Here is a 21,783-nt window from a genome sequence, read left to right as displayed (position 1 = left end):
CGACAACCCCCCGCACGAACCGTGCGAAGCCGGTTCGTGCGGGGGGCGGGTGCTCGGAGTCAGTGCCGGTTACCGCGTCCGCACGACGCAGATCTTCGAGAGGTCGGTGCACTCCTCGAAGCCCGGAACATTCACGTAGAACGCGTCCCTGTCGAGCATCCGGTTTCTCGGGACGAAGTGCAGGCCGATACGGTTCGCCGCGCCGGAGTTCTCGTCACCGGGGATGCTGGCCCGGCCGCAGATCTCGTTCCAGGTGTTGACCCGGGCGTAGGTGGGATCCTCGAGGATGGTCCAACCCGAGCCGGACAGCGGCTGAGCGTACAACTGCGTGCAGTCCTTACCCGTGGCCACCGCCTGCGGGGGCATGCCGCCGCTCTGGTACGTCGCTGCGAACGGGTACTCGTCGCAGCTCGACGTGCTGTTCGGCGGCTTCGAGGCGGGGTTGGGCACGAACTTGTCCGGACCGCTCTTCGGGCAGATCACCTTCCGGTTGGCGTCCTGGCTCGCCTTGCTCGCCAGGTAGTTCAGTGGCGAGTCGTGCTCCCTGCTGCCCGGGTGGTAGGGCAGCTTCTGCATGAGGATCCAGTAGAACGCCCCAGCCGTGGGGTTCGCCTCCGTGTTGACCACATACGTCGGGGTGTAGTCCGGGAAGACACAGCCGATCGTGGTCTTGCCCTTGGCCTCGTTGTCGCAGCGGATGCCGAGCTTGCCGCTGGGCGGCTGGTAGTCGGCACCGCCGTTCGGGGCGCCCCCCATGGTCGAGGACAGGATCCAGTTCAGGTGCACGGTCTCGTTGCCGGTCGTGCCCTGCCAGGTGTGGTCGACTTCCCCGACGGCCATGTGTGTGTCCAGACCCGACCACTTCGGCAGGCTGGACCAGGTGATGCCGCCCGACGAGCAGTTGTGCTGGCAGAACGACTGGACGTTGACCGTCACCGGCGGAACCTTCGGATCAACCTTGGTCGGCTGGATCGAGACGGTCTGCTTGATGGTGGGGCTGTCGATGTCGAGGTCGATCTCGTGCTTGTACGAGTACAGGTTCTGCGCGATCGGCACGTTGTTCTCGTACAACGTGGCCGAGAAGCTGTCCTGGAGGCAGGCCCTGGTGCGCGTGTAGAACATGTCGGCGCCGCTCTTCGCGCAGAAGGCCGTGTTGCCCGCGGCGAGTTGCTGCTTGCTCTGCTTGACGGGCTCACCGCGGAACTGCAGGCAGACCTCACTGCTCGCCCTGCCCTTGACGGGGCGGCAGTCGAACGCGCCGGAGTGCTTGTCGGCCGACGGCCCGGCGTTCGCGGCCCGTGCGCCCGCACGGGGGAAGACATGGCCGGGGAGGGTGGTCACGGGCTCCACCTCGGCCGGCTCCGGGGCGTCGGGGTTCATCTCGGGCATCTGGATGTCGGTGATCAGGTCGTACGAGCCCGGTACGAACGCCACCGCGTCGAAGGCGATGTCCTGGTCACCGGTGCCGTCCGGCGTGATGGTGGTGAGCCGGACCTGAGCGGCGTTGTCGAACCGGTAGGCGCCGAGCGAGACCCAGCGGTTTCCGTCGCCGGGCTGCGAGATCGTGCGCTTCTCGGTCCCGTGGGCCGTCTCGATCTCGTAGGTGGCGTACTTGGTCTGGGCTCCGTGGTCGGGCAGGTGCACCATGACCTTGGCCTGGCCGGTGAGCTTGTCGTTCAGCTTCCAGCTGCCGGTGATCTTCAACCGCTGGCCCTTGGCGTCGTCCGCGCGGGTGTGGCCGAAGTAGAAGTGACCGCCGAAGCCCGCGCCCAGCTGGTGCAGGTCGACCTTGGCCGGGTACACCACCTCGACGGCATTGTTGGCGAAGTTGAAGCCAAAACTCCCGGAGTTCTTCCAGGAGTTGGTGCAGCCGGGCCGGACGACGGGCGTGCCCGCGGGGACGTCGTCGACGATCAGGGCGTTGCTCGGCAGGCCCGTGGTGGTGCACACCGGCGGATAGGCGGTGCCGTCGGCCTCCTCCGGCATGCTCTCGCCGAAGCGGATGAACTCGAAGCCGCAGGTGTCGACGCAGTCGCTCTTCCAGGTGACCGGCTTGTTCCACCAGCACTTGAAGTCCTCACGGCCACAGGGGCCGCTGGTCGCGCTGTCGTTGGAGGCGCCGTCCGATATCCGGCTCGGGGTGCAGGAGTTGGAGGAGTCGCAGAACGCGCCCTCGGGTGCCTTGACCTGGGCCCGGTTGTACTTGGCGCTGCCCTTGACGGTGACGGCCTCACTGGTGCCGTTCCAGGTGGACTGGCGGAAGGCGGGGACCATCACGCCCGGGGACTCCAGGAAGGACGGCGGGTGGGCGGCAAAGCCGAGGACCTTCTCCTGGTAGGGCCAGTTCTGCGGGCGGGCGGCGGCGCTGGCGTCGTCGTTGCCCGCGGCGTTCTCCATGAACGGCAGCCGTCCGGCGTCCCATTCGGGGTTGGCCGGGTTGTTGGCCCAGCCCAGGCCCCACGGCGTGCCGGCTGTTCCCTTCGGGTGGAACCCGGAGTTGTAGGCCCACAGGGCGAAGTACCAGTTCTCGGGGCGGCCGTTGGCGCCGTGGTTGGCGATCAGGCCCGCGTCACGGGTCTCGTTCCACTTGGAGACGAGGGTCTGCAGGCCCGCCGCGATGTTCGCGGTGTAGTCGAGGGCCGCGGCCCGCTGCTTCTGGTACGGCCAGGCCTCGCCGCCGTGGCCGTCCTCACGGCCGGCCATCCGCATGTGGTCGGTGATCTGCGTGATGCCGTAACCGCAGTCCGCCTCGGCGAAGTTGACGTCCCAGTCATTGGCCGAGTCGCCGTCATAGAGGTCGATGCCGTAGTAGTTGCCGATCAGCGGGCTGGCGGTGACGCCGGGCACGGCCGAGCGGGCGGCCTGCCACATGTTGGACTCCTGGGTGGTCACACCGAGCATGACCTGCGCGATGGCGCGGCCACCGCCACTCAGCGGCGGGTTCAGGAAGAGGGTCTGCGGCTGGTAGGCCGGCATCCCGAGGTTCTTCCAGTTGGCCGATCGCGAGATGTGGGTGTTCAGCAGGCCCTTGACCGCCATGTTGACGGCCCATTCCACCTGACGCGGTTTGGGCTGCATGGCCTGGTTACGCGGGTCGTTGCGCGGTACGGAGCAGGTGCGCTCCTCCTCCACCGGGTTGCTGGGGTCACCGGCGGCCGCGGCGGACAGGGACCGCTTGGCCTTCCCCGACCCTGTGAGCAGTCCGGGGGACGGGTCCCGGCCCTGGGCGGCCCGCGTCGAGACATGGCGCGTCGGGTCCACGGTGAAGGACGCCTTGCGCCCGGTGTCCTCGACTGTGAGGGACATCTTCACCGGGCGGGCCACGGCGGTGTCGCCGGGCATCAGGAGCGTGCCCTTGCCGTCGGCCCATGCCGTAGGGGTCAGGACGGCCTCACCGCGTGTGGAGACGGTGGCGTCCTTCGGAGCCGACGTCAGCCTTCTTACGGTCGGAGGCAGTTGGCCGGTCTTCACCGTCTGCTTCGTGTCGCCGGTCACGTACACGTTGCCGGCACCACGGGTCAGTCCGGTCTCCGTGGCGAGCCCCTGTGCCAGCACGGCCGCGCCCGTCCGCCGGGCGTCCGGGTGGGTGACCGCGGAGGCGGTGATGCGCTTGACCTTGGAAGTGAGTCCCCGTTTGTCGAGGAAGGCGAGCCCGTCTTCGCTGTCCGGGGTGAGCCGGTACGGCACGCCGTCGGTGCGGACGAGGGCCTTGCGTCCTCCGCGCGCGTCGATGCGTACGACCTGCGCGCCTGAGGCCGCGGCTATGGAGTTGTCGGCGACCGGGACCGCCGAGGTGTACTGGCCCTTGAGCTTGATCGGCTTGCTGAGTTCGGCCGTCCGCGTGTTCAGCCGGAACAGCCGGGTGCCGGGCAGGTCTTCGCTGCCGGATTGGGTCAGGACAGCCGTTTCACCCGTTCCGCAGCCAGGGTTGTAGTACGACAGCGACGTCTTGAGACCCAGTTTGGTCACGTGTCCGGAGGCCAGGTCGACCACCGCGGTGAAGCCTCCGCGGGCCATCAACTGCGGTGTGTTGGTGAAGGTGCGGGGAGCGTAGACGACGATGGCCCGCGTCCCTGAGCCGGTGACGCAGATGTTGCCTATCCAGGCGTCGGTGTCGAACCCGGGCTCGGACAAGGACGCGGCCGTGCGCCATGTGTAGCCGTCGTTCTTCCGGGCTGTGAGGATGTGGAAGCCCTCGGCGTCCCCCGAGGTTGTCCATGCGAGGTCGCTGGAGCTCTTCCAGGACTTGCCCAGTACGGCGGTGCGCTTGGCCGAGGGCACCGCATCGGACGCGGACGTCGCCGGCTTCCGCGCGGTGTCGCGGGTCGGTGAGGGCTCGTCGGCGAAGGCCGTGGCCTGTACCAGCGATGCGAGTACCGCCCCGGCCGCAACCGCGGCCAGGGGCGCGAGTGTTCTTTTTCTTGGTCTCAAGAGAGACTTCCCCCTTCTCGTTCAGTGGAGGGGGAGTCGGCCGGTGCCGGCGTTGGGCACGCACGGACACTGGCTCGTGCGGCGGTTCCCCCTCTCACCGATACACGGGCATACGGGGGTGACGCGGCGTGCACAGGCCGCTGAACGCCCCCGTTGTATGTGCATGTGCCTTCAGGCGGAAGGCTTTGGTCTGAGCGATTCCGCCGACGACGAAGGTCACTTTAGGCACGCCATGCACTCGTCAATCAAGGAATCGACCGGAGCATGACGGGAAACCATCTGGGTGATCTCCGTCCGGGACCAGCCGGGGAACATGCACAACAGGCGCCCTCAGCTGTGAAGTTGCCATGAATCAGATGTGCGCGGCGCGCCTGCGGGGGCGGCAGAGTGGCTGAATTGCGACACACAGGAAAGGGCGCCCGGCAGTGCCGGGCGCCCTTTCCTGTTGCTAGAGGTCTTGCTGGAGGTCGTGCTAGAGGTCGTCACCCGGGTCGAGCGGATCCTCCGGGGTGCCGCTGCCCGTCGGCGGGGAGATCGTCGGTGTGCTCGGCGCGGACGTGGTCGGCGCCGGCGTCGTGGGTGTCTCGCTGGGCGGCTTGGACGTCGGGGACTCCGAGGTCGGCGGCGGGGACGTCGGCTTCTTCGTGGTCGGTTCGTCCGACGGGGTCTGGGTCGGTTGCTGGGTGACCGACGGCGACTTGGTCGGCTTGACCGCCGCGCCCTGGTCGGTGTCCAGGTCGAACTTGGAGTTCTTGGCCGAGACCCCGAAGGTGTACGCCGCCCAGATCTGTGCCGGGAAGCCACCTCCGTTGACGCGGTCCTCGCCGCCCGCGCCGTACATCTTGACCTGCGCGCTGGTCTTCACGTCCTCGCCGAACAGGCCCACCGAGGTGACCAGGTCGGGCGTGTAGCCGGTGAACCAGGCCGACTTGTTGTCGTCGGAGGTACCGGTCTTGCCGGCGACCTGCTGGCCGTCGCGCGCCGAGTTGTCCCGCACGGACGTGCGGGCCGTACCGTCGTCGACCACGCCGGTCAGCACCGAGGTGACGGTGTCGGCGGTCTCCGGGGAGAGGACCTGCTCGCCGATCGGGTCGGGCATCTCCACCTTGCTGGTGGCGTGCTCGGCCGACTTGATGATGCTCGGCGTGACCTGCTTGCCGTGGTTGTCGAGCGTGGCGTAGACCCCGGCCATCTGCAGCGGGCTCGCGCCCATGGTGCCGAGGGTCAGCGCGGGCACCGGCTTGAGGTCGCCGGTGTCCATACCGAGCTTGGCGCCCGTCTCGAGCACGTTGTCCATGCCGACGTCCACGCCCATCTGCGCGAAGACGGAGTTGATGGACTTGTTCATCGCCGTCTGCACGGTGACGTCGCCGTAGTCCTGGTCGTCCTCGTTCTCCGGCCCGAAGGCGATGTCGCTGCCCTTGACCGCGCGCTTGCTGGTGCCGTCGTAGATCGTGTTCGTGGTGATCGGCTTGTCGTCCTGCGTCACCGCGCCGTCCTCGAGGGCGGCGGCGAGGATCACCGGCTTGAACGTGGAGGCGGGCTGGTAGTCCGGGCGGGTCGCGTTGCTCCGGTAGTGCTCGAAGTAGTCCACACCGCCGTACAGGGCGACGATCTTGCCTGTCTTCGGGTCGACCGAGACCGCGCCGGCCTGGACGTTCTTGTCGACCGGCCGCTTCTTCGGATCCAGCTTGCTGGTCAGCTGCGCCTTGACGGCCTTCTCCAGCTTGGCCTGCTTCTTCTTGTCGATGTTCAGGGTGATGGTCCACCCCCTGCCGACGACCTGGGCCTCCGCCTGAGAGCGCGACATGCCCTCCCGCTTCATCAGCTGATCCTCGATCTGCGTGTTGGCGAGGTCGACCAGGTAGCCCTTCTGGCCTTCCAGTCCGGCGGCGGCCTTCGGCTTCTTCGGCGGCTCGAACGTCATGCCGTCGCGCTCGGCCTTGTCCAGCCAGCCCTCCTCGACCATGTTGTCCAGGACGTAGTTCCAGCGGTTCTGCACCAGCTTCTTGCCGGTCTCGCTCGCGACCTCCCAGTCGTACTGGCTCGGCGCCTGGAGGACGGCGGCGAGATACGCGCCCTGCTCGACCGAGAGGTCCTCGGCGTCGACCCGGTAGTAGGCCTGGGCCGCGGCCTGGATGCCGTAGGCGTTGCGGCCGTAGTAGCTGGTGTTGATGTAGCCGGCGAGGATGTCGTCCTTGGACTTCTGGCGGTCCACCTTCAGGGAGATGACCATCTCCTTGAGCTTGCGGGTGACCGTCTGCTCCTGGGTGAGGTAGTAGTTCTTGACGTACTGCTGGGTGATCGTCGAACCGCCCTGCGCACCCCGGCCCATGAGCGTGTTGTACAGACCGCGGGCCGTGCCCTTCAGGTCGATGCCGGAGTCGGTGTAGAAGCTCTTGTTCTCGGCGGCGACGAAGGTGTGCTGGACGCCCTTGGGCACCTTGGACAGGTCCACGATCTCGCGGTTGACCTTGCCGGAGCGAGCCAGGACCGTTTTGCCGTCGCTGTACTTGTAGACGTTGCTCTGGAGCTCCGCGGCCTGCGCCGCCGCGTTGCCGTTGGGCACGGGCACCATGATGTACAGCACGATGAAGGAGCCGATACCGAGGAGGCAGAGGCCGAAGAAGGTGCCGAGGATCTTCTTCCAGGTGAACGGCCTGCGTATGCCGCTCTTCCCGGCCTTGCCCGCTTTTTTGGACTTGTCGCCGCCCTTGCCCTTGGCTGCCATGCGGGTGGCGGCCCGGCCGCCACCCTCGACACCCGCAGCCGGCGACGAGGACGAGCTGGTGGACGCCGCGCGGTGGCCACCCCGTTGTCGCGCTCGTCTCTCTTCCGCTCGTCCCATGAGTCCGCTCGCTCCGCTTCGTTATCTGTTGTCACACAGGTTCGTGGCTCAGGTCAGCTCAGCAAGCTAACACCGCTTGGTGTGACAAAGGGCTTTCGATCCTGTCTTTTGCGGACGTGACAATCAGCACCCGTCCCACTGGAATCGACGTACGAGAGGGAGCAAGGGTTGCCAGGACGGGATGAAGTGTTAGCACTTGGATAGCTGCGAGCGACCGGGGCCGTCCGCCCGGCGGTCCGAGGCCTGTCGCAGAACCGTGACAATCGGCTCCCACCTGCGCGACCGTACGCCCCGCCACGATCCGCACACTCGACGTATACATACGGGGTATACACCGTGTGTAGAGTCCTCCTCATGTCCATCGGTCACACTCTTCTGGGACTCCTGGAGTCCGGCCCGCGCCACGGTTACGACCTGAAGCGGGCCTTCGACGAGAAATTCGGTCACGACCGGCCACTGCACTACGGCCAGGTCTATTCGACGATGTCCCGCCTGCTCAAGAACGGGTTCGTCGAGGTCGACGGCATCGAACCCGGCGACGGGCCGGAGCGTAAGCGGTACGCGATCACCGAGGCGGGGATCACCGACGTACAGCAGTGGCTCGCCACGCCGGAGAAGCCCGAGCCGTATCTGCAGTCGACGCTGTACACCAAGGTCGTCCTCGCGCTGCTGACGCGGCGCGACGCGGCCGACATCCTCGACACGCAGCGTGCCGAGCATCTGCGCATGATGCGGATCCTCACCGACCGCAAGCGCAAGGGTGATCTGGCCGACCAGCTCATCTGCGACCACGCCCTGTTCCATCTGGAGGCCGACCTGCGCTGGCTCGAACTGACGGCCGCGCGGCTCGACAAGCTCGCCGAGGCGGTGACCAAGTGACTCCTCCCACCGGTTCCCTGCTGGCGGCCGACGATCTGCGCAAGGCCTACGGCCCGACCCTCGCGCTCGACGGCGCCGAGTTCTCCATCCACCCCGGCGAGGTCGTCGCCGTGATGGGCCCGTCCGGGTCCGGGAAGTCGACGCTGCTGCACTGTCTCGCCGGGATCGTGACACCCGACTCGGGGTCGATCACGTACAACGGGCGCGAGATGGCCACCATGAACGACGCCCAGCGCAGTGCGCTCAGGCGCAGCGAGTTCGGGTTCGTGTTCCAGTTCGGGCAGCTCGTCCCCGAGTTGACCTGCGTCGAGAACGTGGCGCTGCCGCTGAGGCTGAACGGGACCTCCCGCAAGGAGTCCGAGCGGGCCGCGCTGTCGTGGATGGAGCGGCTGGAGGTCGACGACCTGCGCAAGAAGCGGCCCGGTGAGGTGTCCGGCGGGCAGGGGCAGCGGGTCGCCGTGGCGCGGTCGCTGGTCACCAGCCCGCGGGTGCTGTTCGCCGACGAGCCGACCGGCGCGCTCGACTCGCTCAACGGCGAGCGCGTGATGGAGCTGCTGACCGAGGCGGCCCGGTCCACCAACGCCGCCGTCGTGCTGGTCACGCACGAGGCCCGGGTGGCCGCCTACTCCGACCGCGAGATCGTCGTACGGGACGGGAAGTCCCGGGACATGGAGCGGGTCGTATGACCGTGAGGCAGTGGTGGCGGGACCTTGCCATGGGGGTCAGGTTCGCCTTCGCCGGCGGGCGCGAGGGATGGGTCCGGGCGCTGCTGACGGCCGTCGGGGTCGGGCTCGGGGTGGCGCTGCTGCTGCTGACGACCGCCATCCCGAACGCGCTGGCGGTACGGCACGACCGGGAGGACGCCCGCAGCGACCTCCAGTACGGCGACACCAGCACCGGGGTGTCCAGGTCGGACCACTCGCTCCTGATCGTGAGCGCCGGTACGACCTTCCGCGACAAGGATGTCCGGGGGCGGGAGCTGGAGCCGGAGGGGCCGAAGGCGCCCCTGCCGCCGGGGTTGGAGAAGTTCCCGGCGCCGGGCGAGATGGTGGTCTCCCCCGCGCTGAAGGACCTCCTGGAGTCCGGCTCCGGGAAGCTGCTGCGGGAGCGGCTGCCGCAGCGGATCGTCGGCACGATCGGCGAGAGCGGGCTGATCGGCTCGGCGGAACTCGCCTTCTACCGGGGCGGCCAGGGCCTCGCCGACCAGCTCGACCATGGCGGTGTGGCCCGGATCGACCGGTTCGGGAATGACCAGGCGACGTCCGAGAAGACCGACCCCGTGCTGATCCTGCTGATCCTCGTCGTCTTCGTCGTCCTGCTGATGCCGGTCGGCGTGTTCATCGCCGCAGCCGTACGCTTCGGCGGCGAGCGGCGCGACCGGAGGCTCGCGGCGCTCAGGCTGGTCGGCGCCGACGGCCGCTCGACCCGGCGGATCGCCGCCGGCGAGGCCCTCGCGGGCGCGGTGCTCGGGCTGGTGCTCGGCGCGGGCTTCTTCATGATGGGCCGTCAGGTGGCGGGCTCGGTCGAGGTGTTCGACGTCAGTGTGTTCCCGAGCTACCTCAACCCCTCCCCGGCCCTCGCGCTGCTGGTCGGACTCGCCGTGCCGGCGGCCGCGGTGCTCGTCACCCTGATCGCCCTGCGCGGAGTCGTGATCGAGCCGCTGGGTGTGGTGCGCGCTGCCAAGCCGGCCAAGCGTCGGCTGTGGTGGCGGCTGCTGCTGCCGCTGGGCGGGCTCGCGCTGCTCTACCCGATGATCGGGCAGGGCCGGGATGGCGGCGACTTCAACCAGTACCTCGTCGTCGGCGGTGTCATTCTGCTGCTCATCGGCGTGACCGCGCTGCTGCCATGGATCGTCGAGGCCGTCGTCGGACGGCTCGGCGGCGGCGGGGTGGCCTGGCAACTGGCCGTGCGCAGGCTCCAGTTGAGCAGCGGTACGGCCGCCCGCATGGTCAACGGCATCGCGGTCGCGGTGGCCGGGGCGATCGCGCTGCAGATGCTGTTCGCCGGCGTGGAGAGCGACTACACGAAGGACACCGGCTACGACGTAACGCGGGCGCAGATGCAGGTGTCGGTCCCGAAGGAGGTTCCGCTCGGCGGGGCCACCGAGAAGTTCCGCCGGACCGAGGGCGTACGTCAGGTCTTCGCGTACTCCGAGGGACACCTCGGCGAGCGGCGAGCGGATCCGGAGCTCGGCGCCCAGGTGACCGTCGGGGACTGCACGGCGCTCCGGGAGATCGCGGTCCTGCCCTCGTGCCGGGACGGCGACGTGTTCGTCTCACTGGGTGCCGAGTACGACACCGACACCCCGAAGCTGACGAAGGCGGGCCGGACGCTGTACTTCGACCCGTCCTACGAGGGCTCCACGAAGGGCGCGGAGAGCCCGTGGGTGGTCCCGTCGGGACTGAAGAAGGCGCAGAGCCGCACGGACGACCCGACCTTCTCGGCGCGGGGCGGCTTCCTGATCACCCCGAAGGCACTGCCGGCCGCGAACGCTTCCGGCCTGAGCGGCGAGGTGTACCTCAAGCTCGACGAGTCCGTGCCGGACGTGTTCGAGTACGTGCGCAACACGTCGACGGCCATCGACCCCCTGAGCGACCCCATGGTCTGGCAGTCGGTCGAACGGGCCGACAAGTACACGGCCATCCGCACCGGCCTGTTCGCCGGCGCCGCCTGTGTGCTGGCGCTGATCGGGGCGAGCCTGCTGGTGTCGCAGCTGGAGCAACTGCGCGAGCGCAAGCGGCTGTTGTCGGCGCTGGTCGCCTTCGGCACCCGGCGGCGCACGCTGAGTCTGTCGGTGCTGTGGCAGACGGCGATCCCGATCGCGCTCGGTCTGCTGCTGGCGTCGGCGGTGGGGCTCACGCTGGGCGCGGTGCTGCTGCGGATGACGGGCACCACCGTGCGGGTGGACTGGCCGAGCGTGCTGTCCATGACCGGAGTGGGCGCGGCGGTCGTCCTGGTGGTGACCCTGTTCAGCCTGCCGCCGCTGCTGAGGCTGATGCGGCCGGACGGGCTACGGACGGAGTAGCCGGGCCGGTGGGCCGGTTGGGCCGGTTGGGCTGGTGGGCCCCTCTCCTACGGGGGAGGGGCCCTCGCCCTCACAGGCTGTACTCCTTGATCACCCGCCGGACCTGGGCGAACAGCATGCCCACGTTGACGGACTTCCGGCAGACGACCACCGCGACGACGTCCTGTTGCTCGTTCATCCGGACGAACAGGTGTGTGAGGTTCTCGCTGTTGACCAGGATCTCCTGGAAGAAGTGGTTGTCAGTGGTGTTCCCACGGCGTTCCTTGAAGACGTCCTCGATCATCACGACGGTACGGCCCTGGAACAGGTCGAGGGTCGCACCCGCCAGCAGGTCCAGGACCTCGGGCGGGTGGTTCTCGACGGTCTCGTACGACAGCAGCATGCCGGTGGACATGTCGACCACGCCCGAGGCCACACAGTCGGGGGCATCGGTACGGAGGGACTTGACCAGGCCCATCACCTGGTCGGAGAAACCTGGGGTCATACGCTTCGTCGCCATCCCTTCAGACTCCTTCGGCTGCTTTTTCGGTGAGGATCGAGTCGATACGGCGCAGGGTGGGCTGGGTCACCCTGTGCAGGTCGTCGACGTCCATGCCCTCGTCTCCCAGGACGACCATCAGCGCGGTGTCGCCGACGGCGTAGAAGGCGGCGCAGCCGTGGCTGCCATAGGTGACCGTGCGGCGCAGGGTGCCGCGGGCGGTCGCCTGGGCGGTACGGCGGGCGAGGCCGAGGCCGGCCGCGGCGAGGGCGGCGAGGCCCTCCGGGTCGATGGAGTCGGCGGTGTCGGCGGCGATCAGCAGTCCGTCCGCGGCGGCCACGGCGGTGTCGGTGATTCCGGTGACCTGTTCGCGCAGACCGCGCATTTCCCGTGCGAGGGCTTTGTGATCCATGTACTCAACTCCCCTATTTCTGTTCGCATCTGATCGGGCTTTTCGTCTCGATGTGATGGTTCGTTTCGATGTGATGGTTCGTTTTCGGCTGGTCCTTCATTTCGGGATTCCGTTCCGTAGGCGGAAGAAGCCGCCCGGTTTACGGCGGGGCAGGGCGGCGGGAATCGGGGGTGGCGGGGGCAGGAGGGGTTCGGTGGGCCGCTCCGGCGTGCGGGGGTGTACGCCCTGGCCGTCGGGGGGTGTGCACAGGACCGGGATCGGGAGAGGTTCCGCGGGGCACTCCAGGACCCCCTCGGCGAGCATCCGGGCGACCTCGACGGTGGCGGTGTAGACGCCGCGTCCGGTGCGGAAGGCCAGGTCGCGGCTCGTACGGCGGCCGTCGGCGTGAGCGAGCAGTTCGCCGCGCAGGGCGCCATGCGGGCCCGCCGCACCGCCGTTCGCCGGTACGGGGCGCTCCCTGTCGGGGTGCACGGGGCGGGGCAGGGCTGCCAGCGCGGCGAGTCGGCGGGCCGCCTCCCGCAGCAGTCGGGCGGGCGACTCCCCCACCGCGACCTGGGCGAACGGCTCGGCGGCCGGGGCGCGTTCGCAGTCGTCCGCCCGGCCCGCGGCGATCGCGAACGCCGCGTCGTGCAGCGCCATCACGCAGACGACCTTGAGCTGGGCGGCGCCCGCGTACCCGTGGGCGACCAGCCCGGTGGCCGGCCAGCGCGAGCCACCGGACTCCCGTACCAGCTCAGTCCACTGCTCGCCGCTGACCCGCCCGGAGCGCAGCAGCAGGGCCTCGGGGCCCGGCGCGCCCGGGGACTCCACGGCGACCACCAGTCCGTCCCGGAAGTGGACGGTGCCGCCGGGGGACCCGGCGATCCGCAACTCCCCGGTGAAGCGCTCACGCCCGCACTCGGCCAGGGCCGGCGCGAGCAGCTCGTAGCCCGACATCACTCCCCTTGGCATGTCGCACATACGCCTGACGCGTAGCGCTCAGGGAGGAATGTGTATCAGGCCGGGAGCATATTCCGACGAAAGTATTCCGAGCTGTCGTCCGCTGACGGAAGTTGAAGCCGCACGCCGATCAACTGGCCTTGTTCTGGCGTCATCCGGCGCTCATTTGAACGATTCTCGGTCGACTGTCTCTGCCGCGTTCCCATGCCCTTCCGCCCTTTCGGAGCCCAACACCCGTACGGGCAACGGTCGCAGCGCCTCGCGCAGGACGGCGGCCAGTTCCTCGTACTTCGCGCCGCGGGCCAGGAGCGCCCCGACCTCCGCCGCACCGCCCTCGCGCGTACGGCGAGACGCTCACCGGCCGGCGAGAGCAGCACCTTGCGCGTGGTGCGCTCCAGCAGCGTGACCCCGAGTGTCTCCTCCCGTGCGGAGACGGCACCCGAGAGCGCGGGCTGGCTCATACCGATCGCGGTGGCCGCGTCCCGGAAGTGGAGGTGCTCGGCGACGGCGGCGAAGCCCCGGTCCTCTCCGCATGGATGGACGGGGCCCCGGACGCGTCAACGGGCCCCGTCCACCTGCCTGGTGGGCGGGGCCCGTTGGTGCGGGTGCCGTGGAGTTACGGCTTCGGGGGCGTCTCCACCGGTTCCTTATTCATCGCCGTGGCACCCCTCGGCCGCGGCGAGTGCTTCATCGCGGTCTCGTGGGAGTACGACCGCAGATACCCCACCACCGTGTTGGTCACCGCCACCAACGGCACCGCCACCACGGCACCGCCGATCCCCGCGACCATCCCGCCGGCCGCGACCGACAGCACAACCGCCAGCGGGTGCACACGAACGGCCCGGCCCAGGATGAACGGCTGCAGGATGTGGCCCTCGATCTGCTGGACCGCCAGCACCACCGCCAGCACCAGGACCGCCGTGAAGACGCCCTGCGTCACCAGCGCGACCACGACCGCCAGCGCACCGGAGACCACCGCGCCGACGAGCGGGATGAAGGCGAACAGGAAGATGAAGACGGCGAGCGGGACGGCCATCGGGACGTCCAGGAAGAAGATGCCCAGGCCGATGAAGATGGCGTCGATGAGGGCCACGATCACCGTGCCGCGGACGTAGGCCGTCAGGGTCCGCCAGGCCCGGGGGCCCGCGCCCGCCATGGCCGGCCGGGCCGCCGCCGGGACCAGCTTCAGCGTCCACTCCCAGATGCGCCGGCCGTCGTAGAGGAGGAACAGCGTCGAGAAGGCCGCCAGCAGGATGCCGGTGAGCGCCTCGACGACGACCGTGACGCCCTCCAGACCCGCCGACGTGATCTGGTCGGTGTTCGCGCCGACCGCGTTCCGCAGGTTCTCGGCGATCTCGTTGATCTGCTTGTCCGTGACGTGGAAGGGGCTGTTCAACAGCCACTTGCGCAACTCGTCGATGCCGTCCTGGACCTGGTCGGAGAGGTTGTCGATGTTCTCCATGACCTGCCAGGTCACGAACCAGCCGATCAGGCCCATGACGACGAATCCGAGGACCGCGGTCAGCGCGGTGGCCAGGCCGCGCGGAAAGCCGAGCCGCATGAGCCGCGCCACCGTCGGCTGCAGGATCGCCGTGATGAGCAGCGCCGCCACGAACGCCAGCACCACCAGCTGTACGGCGCTGATGACCCGCATGAGCACCCAGAGGGTGCCCGCCAGCACCAGCAGCCGCCAGCCGGCCTCGGCCGCGACCCGCATCCCCCACGGCACGGCCTGCGCGGGATCAGGGCGGGTCACGACGGCCACCGACAGGTGGTCCTCGGACGGCGGGGCGCCGTCGGACGACGGTGTGCCGTCGTCCGCGAACGGAGCCGCCTCGGACTCCGCGTCCTCCCGCTCGGCCCGCGCCCGGCGCTCGTTCAACCGCTCACCCATGTCGGTCAGTCCGGTTCCGAGCCGATCGAGCCACCCTGGCACTTTCGACATGATGCGTCCTCTTCCCCCGTCTCGCCCCACCGCTCCCCCGGAGTCGTCCGGTCCGACCGTACATGGCAACAGCCCCTCTCCCAGGGACGGGGAGGGGCTGCGCGAGGTTGAGTGCGTGGCCGGGGCCACGAAGACTCAGTACCAGTGGTTGGCCTGCCAGAACGACCAGGCCTCACACGGGCTGCCGTACCGGCTGTCCATGTAGTTGAGGCCCCACTTGATCTGGGTGGCCGGGTTGGTCTGCCAGTCGGAGCCGACCGACGACATCTTGGAACCCGGCAGTGCCTGGAAGAGACCGTAGGCGCCGGAGGAAGCATTGACGGCCTGGTAGTTCCAGCTGGACTCGTGGTCCACGATGTTGCTGAAGCACTGGAACTGTCCGCTCGACACCATCGAACGGGCCATCGACTGGATCTGCGCGATGGAGTAAGAGCTCTGGACGGGGAAGCTGGAGGGGGTGTCCGCCTTGACCGACTTGACCTCGGCCTCGGCTTCGGCCTCAGCCTTGGCCTTCTCCTTGGCCGCCTGCTCCGCCTTCTCGGCGGCGTCCTTCTTCTCCTGCGCGGTCTTGGCGGCCTCCTTGCGAGCCGACTCCTCCGCGACCTTCTTGGCGCTCACGTCCGCGGCGATGGCCTGGGTGTCGGCCTGCTGCGTGAGAGACGCGAGCTGAACCTGCGCTTGTTGACCCGCGGGGATGTCCGCGAGGAGCGTCGAGTCGGCTGCCGTCGCCTCCGCGTCGATGGGCTGCGCGGTGCTGCCCGAGGCAACTCCGACGACGCTTCCGACAGCGGTGACCGCCGTGGCCGAGGCCACTGCGAATCCCCTGACCGAAATCGGGCTCACACGGTTTCCTTCCAGCATCGTCCGCTTCGGTGACCCTGGCGGACGCAATCGTGCCCCTGGCACTGGCCTCCCAACTGCGGGGTCACGGGAGGCGCGGGCCCGGTGGACAACTCCCCTGCGGGAGAGCCGCGTGAAAACTCGGGCGGCATACGACGACTGTATGGAGTTGGGTGTGGTTCCTGTGGTGCCGTACCGCTGGGGGCACAGATGTGTCGTATGCGGGGCCTGACAGGAGTGAGACTCTGCCGTACCCCGACACCGCGAGGCAATTCTGTGTTGCGTGTGAAAGCTCACATCCCGTTTGCGCCCGGTGATTCTGAGAAAGCGCCACGCGCGAAGGCGCCGCCCGGCTAGGCTCACTGCCTTTTACCGGACGGCGCCAACCAACGGGTAGCTACCGCAAGTTCAGCACTTGGGTCAGATGTGCCCGTCCTCCAGCATTTCGGTCACAAGGGCCGCGATCTGGGACCTCTCGGACCGCGTCAGCGTGACGTGAGCGAAGAGCGGATGACCCTTCAGCTTCTCGACCACGGCGACGACACCGTCGTACCGACCGACTCTCAGGTTGTCCCGCTGGGCCACGTCATGGGTGAGAACCACCCGTGAATTCGCGCCGATTCGGGACAGAACGGTCAGCAGGACGTTCCGTTCCAGTGACTGCGCCTCGTCCACGATCACGAACGCGTCGTGGAGTGAGCGGCCCCGGATGTGGGTGAGCGGGAGAACCTCCAGCATCCCGCGCGCGGTGACCTCCTCGATGACCTCGCGGCTGGTGACCGCGGACAGCGTGTCGAAGACCGCTTGCGCCCAGGGGCTCATCTTCTCGGCCTCGGAGCCGGGCAGATAGCCGAGCTCCTGTCCGCCCACCGCGTACAGCGGCCGGAAGACCATCACCTTCTGGTGCTGGCGGCGCTCCAGGACCGCCTCCAGGCCCGCGCACAGCGCGAGCGCCGACTTGCCGGTGCCGGCCCGTCCGCCCATGGACACGATCCCGATGTCCGGGTCGAGGAGCAGATCCAGCGCGATGCGCTGCTCCGCGCTCCTGCCCTTGATGCCGAACGCCTCACGCTCCCCGCGGACCAGCCGGACGCTGCCCTCGGGCGAGACCCGGCCGAGGGCCTTGCCGCGCTCGGACTGGATCGTCAGCCCCGTGTGCACCGGGAGGTCGGCGGCCTCGGGAACGTGGACATGTCCCTCCTCGAAGAGGATGTCGACCTGTTCGCCGGGCAGGGTCAGTTCGGACATTCCGGTCCAGCCGGAGGCGTCCGTGATGGCGAGTTCGGCTCGGTACTCCTCGGCGAGGAGACCGACCGAGGACGCCTTGATCCTGAGCGGAAGGTCCTTCGACACCACTGTGACGTCGAACCCCTCGGCCTGCAGGTTGCGGGCGACCGCGAGGATGCGGGAGTCGTTGTCCCCCAGGCGGTAGCCGCTGGGCAGCACGCTGGGGTCCGAGTGGTTGAGCTCGACACGGACGGTCCCGCCGAGTTCCCCGATCGGGAGGGGGGCGTCGAGGCGACCGAATCGGACCCGGAACTCGTCCAGCAGGCGCAAGGCCTGCCGGGCGAAGTAGCCGAGTTCGGGATGGTGTCGCTTGGCCTCCAGTTCCGTCACCACGACGATGGGAAGCACGACCTCGTGCTCGTCGAAGCGGCTCAGGGCGTTCGGGTCGGCCAGCAGGACGCTGGTGTCGAGAACATAGGTGCGCCGGTCTGGCATACGGCGCTTTGTGCTGGTCACCACGGAAGGACGTACCCCCTCGGATGAGGTCGGGGAGCGACGGAGTGGAGCTGGACCGGTCGTCGGCCGCGATGCACGGGCCGGAAACCGGCCCTCCACTGCTTCGTCCGCGCTGAGACCGCACGGTCGGGCTGGTGCAAAGGGCCTCCCGGGCGGACGGCCCCGTGCCGTCCGCTGAGATCCGACACCCGTGGTTCGGGCGTCGACCTGTTTGCCTTATGCCCTCGAATCTGCTGCGCCATGCCAGCACATAGGACGGCGCGCTGGTGAACTCCTTGTTACTTCCACCCCAAAGGGGGTATTCGCTGCTCTTTCCGGGTGACGACCGTCAGCCGCCGTAGCGGCGGTGGCGCGCCGCGTAGTCACGCAGGGCGCGCAGGAAGTCGACCTTGCGGAAGGCCGGCCAGAAGACTTCACAGAAGTAGTACTCGGAGTGGGCGGTCTGCCAGAGCATGAATCCGGACAGGCGCTGCTCACCGCTGGTACGGATCACCAGGTCCGGGTCGGGCTGGTCGCCGGTGTAGAGGTGGCGGCCGATCGTCTCGACGTCGACGGACTCGGCGAGCTCCTCCATGGAGGTGTTCTTGTCGGCGGCGTCGAGGATCATCGAGCGGACCGCGTCGGCGATCTCCTGGCGGCCGCCGTAGCCGATGGCTACGTTGACCAGTATCCCGTCCCTCGCCGCGGTGGTCTCCTCGGCCTCCTTGATGGCGTCCCGCATCCCCTGCGGCAGCAGGTCGAGCGCGCCGACGTGGTGCACCCGCCAGCGGCCGTCGGCGGCGAGGGAGCGGACCACGTCCTCGATGATCCCGAAGAGCGGGACGAGCTCTTCCTGCGGCCGGTCGAAGTTGTCCGTGGAGAACAGCCAGAGGGTGACGACCTCGACGTCCGTCTCGGTGCACCAGCCGAGGAACTCCTCGATCTTGTCGGCACCGGCACGGTGACCCTGGGCGGTGGTGGAACCCGCGGCCTTCGCCCAGCGCCGGTTTCCGTCCATGACGACGCCGATGTGCTTGGGCACCTGGGCGTGGTCCAGGTGACCTTCCACCCGGCGTGCGTACAGCCTGACGAGCAGGCCGCGCAGTGTGTCGCGCAGGTTCACGTGATTGTCAGCCCCTCCGTGCGGATGCGGTCCCCGCGAGCCGAAGGGTACCGGTGCGTGCAGTGGGCGTGCCTTGTGGGGTCCGTCCGCACCGCGTGGGCCGGCGGGGTGAACCCTCCTCACGGGTGCCCGTTCCGGGCAGAAAAAACGGGCCGGTCCGTGGGGGGGAGACGGACCGGCCCGAGGGGGGGTTTCCACCATAACCCTTCGTAAGTGATGCTGCGCGCATCGGCGTGCCACAACTACTCTCCGGAGTCGGGCGACGACGCGGCGGTGGTGATCCGCGGGACCTGTCGTGCCTGGTACGTGGCCGGATAGCGGCGGATTCTCGGGGCTGAACCGGCTGATTCTCGAGTGGAAACCAGAGGGAACGGTTCCCCCCGGTGGGTGACAGCGAGTGCGAACGCCTCTTTGACGCCGCCACGGGTGGGCTTTCGCGCCGGTACGGGTGGCCACGGCACCCCGCGGCCTTCTCCATCGCTCGGTACCACCGGCGCGGCTCGCTGGAGGAACTGGCTGGAGGAGCTGGAGGGACTGGAGGGAGCTGGAGAGAAGAGGACAGAATCTGACCTCGTTCCGTCCTAGCGTCGGGCCATGACCGTGAGAATCACCTGGGAACAGGCAAGCGCGCGGCGGCTGGGACGTCAGTTCCTGGCCAGCCCCGCCGAAACCGGTACGGCCGTCGCCGATGTGGTCGGCGCGATGCTCGCCGCGCACGCACAGGTCCTTTCGGCGGCGGAGGTGTCGGTGGGGGTGCGTGCCGCCGGGACGACCCGGGCGGATGTACGGGCCGCGCTGTGGGAGGAGCGTTCACTCGTGAAGACCCACGGCCCGCGCGGGACCGTCCATCTCCTGGCCACCCGCGAACTGCCGCTGTGGTGCGCCGCGCTGACCGCCGTTCCGGTCGGCGCGGGCCCCTTTACGGCCGACGCACGGGTCACCGAGGAGCAGGCCGGGCAGATCGTGGCGGCGATCGGGGACGCCCTCGACGGGGTGTGCCTGACCGTCGACGAGCTGAGCGAGGAGGTCGTCGCCCGCACCGGCCCGTGGGCCGGTGACCTCGTGATGCCCGCCTTCCAGGACATGTGGCCGCGCTGGCGGCAGGTGATGCACCGGGCGGGCCAGTCGGGCGCGCTGTGCTTCGGACCGAACCGGGGCCGCCGGGTGACCTACACCCGCCCGCCGCACTTCGACCCGCTGCCACCGGACGAGGCGGTACATGAACTCGTACGGCGGTATCTGCGGGCCTACGGGCCGTCGACACCGGCGTACTTCACCAAGTGGCTGGCAGCACCGGGTGGTTGGGTCGGCCGGCTGTTCGGGGAGATGCGGGAGGCGGGTGAGATCGAGGAGGTCCTCTTCGAAGGTGCCCCGGCTTGGGTGGCGGCCGGAGACACCGGCTTCCCCGAGGCGCCGGTCCTCGGGGTGCGGCTGCTGCCCTACTTCGACGCGTACGGCATCGCCGCACAGCCGCGTGAGGTGCTGTTCCCGGGTGCCGCGTACCGGAGGGCGCTGGCGGGCGGCCAGGCCGGGAACTACCCCCTGCTGCTGGTCGACGGGGTGGTGGCGGGGGTCTGGCACCAGCGACGCCAGGGACGGCGTACGACCGTCACCGTGGAGCCGCTCGAGCGCCTGACGGCGCGCCAGGAGCGGGAGTTGGGCGAGCAGGTGGAACGGGTGGGCGAAGTGCTGGAGGCGCGGCCCGAGTTGGTGATCGGGAAGGTCACGGCGGGGCCGCACGCCTAGGACAGATCCTGGCGGGCTCACTCGCCTGGTGTGCGGGCCTCGAAGAGATGACGGGTGCTGTGGGCGACGAACGGGCCCTCGGACTCGATCTGCTCGTGCAACGAGCGAAGCCGGGGCTCGTACGCCTCGACGGTGAAGCCGGGGACCATCCAGACCACCTTCCGCAGAAAGTGGACGACGGCCGCGATGTCGTGGAACTCCACGCGCAGCCGTTCGGCGCGCAGGTCGACGATCTCCAGCCCGGCCGCCTCCGCGGCGGCACGCTCGCGGTCGGGGTGGCGGTCGCTGCGGCCCGCGTCCGGCTGGGGGCCGAGGAAGTACTCGACGAGCTCGAAGACGCTGGCGGGGCCGACATGCTGGGCGAAGTACGTGCCCCCGGGGCGCAGGACGCGGACGATCTCCGGCCAGTCGGGGCGGATCGGATGGCGGCTGACGACGAGATCGAAGGTCGCGTCCGCGAAGGGCAACGGCGCGTCGTCCGGGGTCGCGACGACGGCGACGCCACGCGGCCGGAGCAGCGCCGTGGCCTTGGCCACGTTCGGCGGCCAGACCTCCGTGGCGGCGGTGAGCACGGGCGCCTTCGGGGCGGCGGCCGCCAGGGCGAAGTCGAGGACCTCACCGCCACCGGTGTGGATGTCGAGCGCGGCGGACGCGCCCGCCAGCCGCCCGGCCATCGATCGCGCGTACCCCCATGAGGGCCGTGCCTCGGTGGCCCGACCCTCGAACCAGGAGAAGTCCCACCCTTCGGTGGGCACGGCGGCACCTTCGGCGACGAGGTCTTCGAAGGTGCGGGGCTCCGGGTGCGTGGCTGACTGATCCATGGGGTGATCGTCGCAGGGCGTTGTCAGTGGCCGCTGTTAATTTTCCGGGCATGACGACTCAGGAACCGCGGGATGCCTCGGGGATGCCGTACGCGGGCGGCGAGAAGGACACTCTGCGCGCGAGCCTCGACCGGCACCGGGACGCGGTGCTGTGGAAGCTGGACGGTCTCGACGACGAGCAGCAGCGCCGCCCCATGACACCGTCCGGGACGACCCTGCTCGGGCTCGTCAAGCACCTCGCGTCGGTGGAGTACGGCTGGTTCGTGGGGACCTTCGGGGGCGAGGTCGAGCCGCTGTGGTTCGACCCGTACAGCGAGGAGGACTTGCGCACGGAGGACGACACGACGGAGCGGATCGTCGAGTTCTACGGCCGCGCCCGCGCCGCCGCCGACCGCATGATCGCCGAACGCTCACTGGACGACCTGGGCCGGCCGGCATGGCGCCAGGGCGACTCGGTGTCCCTGCGCTGGGTCCTGGTCCACATGATCGAGGAGACCGCGAGACACGCGGGCCACATGGACATCGTGCGGGAGCTGATCGACGGGTGTACGGGGGATCACCGGCCGGCTTGAGC

The 21,783-nt window shown here is 69.1% G+C and carries 15 protein-coding genes and 1 pseudogene; 5 read left to right on the top strand and 11 right to left on the bottom strand.

Translation table 11 applies throughout. The features are described from left to right. Positions 1-69: 69 nt before the first annotated feature. Together AB0H86_RS16245 and AB0H86_RS16240 are read right to left on the bottom strand one after the other, a co-directional pair. Positions 70-4,431: a hypothetical protein gene (locus AB0H86_RS16245; RefSeq protein WP_362437825.1), complete on the bottom strand. Its 4,362-nt coding sequence runs from the start codon at positions 4,429-4,431 to the stop codon at positions 70-72. A gap of 472 nt (positions 4,432-4,903) precedes the next feature. Next, positions 4,904-7,279 (bottom strand): transglycosylase domain-containing protein, encoded by a 2,376-nt coding sequence (locus AB0H86_RS16240; protein WP_362437822.1) that lies wholly within the window; start codon positions 7,277-7,279, stop codon positions 4,904-4,906. Positions 7,280-7,633: 354 nt separating this feature from the next. Between AB0H86_RS16240 and AB0H86_RS16235 the strand changes: the two genes are divergently transcribed. From AB0H86_RS16235 to AB0H86_RS16225, 3 genes are read left to right on the top strand one after another with little or no spacing between them, the layout of a single operon-like run. Further along, on the top strand, positions 7,634-8,158 hold the full coding sequence (locus tag AB0H86_RS16235) for a PadR family transcriptional regulator (RefSeq protein WP_362437819.1): 525 nt from the start codon (positions 7,634-7,636) through the stop codon (positions 8,156-8,158). After that, the gene (locus AB0H86_RS16230) at positions 8,155-8,844 is read left to right on the top strand and encodes an ABC transporter ATP-binding protein (protein WP_362437817.1); all 690 of its coding nucleotides are present in this window, start codon (positions 8,155-8,157) and stop codon (positions 8,842-8,844) included. Before AB0H86_RS16235 ends, AB0H86_RS16230 begins: the two co-directional genes overlap by 4 nt. Next, entirely contained in the window at positions 8,841-11,183 is a 2,343-nt protein-coding gene (locus AB0H86_RS16225; protein ID WP_362437814.1) for an FtsX-like permease family protein, read from the top strand. The genes AB0H86_RS16230 and AB0H86_RS16225 overlap by 4 nt, the downstream gene beginning before the upstream one ends. A gap of 70 nt (positions 11,184-11,253) precedes the next feature. Here the strand turns inward: AB0H86_RS16225 and AB0H86_RS16220 are convergent, their stop codons facing one another. The 8 genes and pseudogenes from AB0H86_RS16220 to AB0H86_RS16185 form a co-directional block, all read right to left on the bottom strand. Further along, positions 11,254-11,682 (bottom strand): hypothetical protein, encoded by a 429-nt coding sequence (locus tag AB0H86_RS16220; RefSeq protein WP_362437811.1) that lies wholly within the window; start codon positions 11,680-11,682, stop codon positions 11,254-11,256. 4 nt (positions 11,683-11,686) lie between these two features. Next, on the bottom strand, positions 11,687-12,073 hold the full coding sequence (locus tag AB0H86_RS16215; RefSeq protein WP_362437808.1) for a roadblock/LC7 domain-containing protein: 387 nt from the start codon (positions 12,071-12,073) through the stop codon (positions 11,687-11,689). 96 nt (positions 12,074-12,169) lie between these two features. Beyond that, entirely contained in the window at positions 12,170-13,009 is an 840-nt protein-coding gene (locus tag AB0H86_RS16210; protein WP_362437805.1) for a MarR family transcriptional regulator, read from the bottom strand. 329 nt (positions 13,010-13,338) lie between these two features. Then, positions 13,339-13,479, bottom strand: a pseudogene (locus AB0H86_RS16205) (LysR family transcriptional regulator); the annotation flags it as partial. Between the two features lie 149 nt (positions 13,480-13,628). Continuing rightward, the gene (locus AB0H86_RS16200; RefSeq protein ID WP_362437802.1) at positions 13,629-14,957 is read right to left on the bottom strand and encodes an AI-2E family transporter; all 1,329 of its coding nucleotides are present in this window, start codon (positions 14,955-14,957) and stop codon (positions 13,629-13,631) included. A 135-nt stretch (positions 14,958-15,092) separates the two neighbouring features. Continuing rightward, positions 15,093-15,818 (bottom strand): transglycosylase SLT domain-containing protein, encoded by a 726-nt coding sequence (locus AB0H86_RS16195; RefSeq protein ID WP_362437799.1) that lies wholly within the window; start codon positions 15,816-15,818, stop codon positions 15,093-15,095. Between the two features lie 399 nt (positions 15,819-16,217). After that, entirely contained in the window at positions 16,218-17,543 is a 1,326-nt protein-coding gene (locus tag AB0H86_RS16190; RefSeq protein ID WP_362437796.1) for a PhoH family protein, read from the bottom strand. Positions 17,544-17,868: 325 nt separating this feature from the next. Continuing rightward, the gene (locus tag AB0H86_RS16185) at positions 17,869-18,642 is read right to left on the bottom strand and encodes an isoprenyl transferase (protein ID WP_362437793.1); all 774 of its coding nucleotides are present in this window, start codon (positions 18,640-18,642) and stop codon (positions 17,869-17,871) included. A gap of 594 nt (positions 18,643-19,236) precedes the next feature. Between AB0H86_RS16185 and AB0H86_RS16180 the strand changes: the two genes are divergently transcribed. Beyond that, complete coding sequence (locus AB0H86_RS16180) at positions 19,237-20,388, top strand: winged helix DNA-binding domain-containing protein (RefSeq protein ID WP_362437790.1); 1,152 nt, start codon at positions 19,237-19,239, stop codon at positions 20,386-20,388. A 17-nt stretch (positions 20,389-20,405) separates the two neighbouring features. Here the strand turns inward: AB0H86_RS16180 and AB0H86_RS16175 are convergent, their stop codons facing one another. After that, on the bottom strand, positions 20,406-21,209 hold the full coding sequence (locus tag AB0H86_RS16175; RefSeq protein ID WP_362437787.1) for a methyltransferase domain-containing protein: 804 nt from the start codon (positions 21,207-21,209) through the stop codon (positions 20,406-20,408). 50 nt (positions 21,210-21,259) lie between these two features. Here AB0H86_RS16175 and AB0H86_RS16170 point away from each other — a divergent pair, with 50 nt between their 5' ends. Then, positions 21,260-21,781: a DinB family protein gene (locus AB0H86_RS16170; RefSeq protein WP_362437784.1), complete on the top strand. Its 522-nt coding sequence runs from the start codon at positions 21,260-21,262 to the stop codon at positions 21,779-21,781. The last annotated feature ends 2 nt before the right edge of the window (positions 21,782-21,783 follow it).

Origin of the sequence: Streptomyces sp. NPDC050997, assembly GCF_040660135.1 — a bacterium.
Classification (GTDB): Bacteria; Actinomycetota; Actinomycetes; order Streptomycetales; family Streptomycetaceae; genus Streptomyces.
This window is presented reverse-complemented; position numbering and strand designations above follow the sequence as displayed.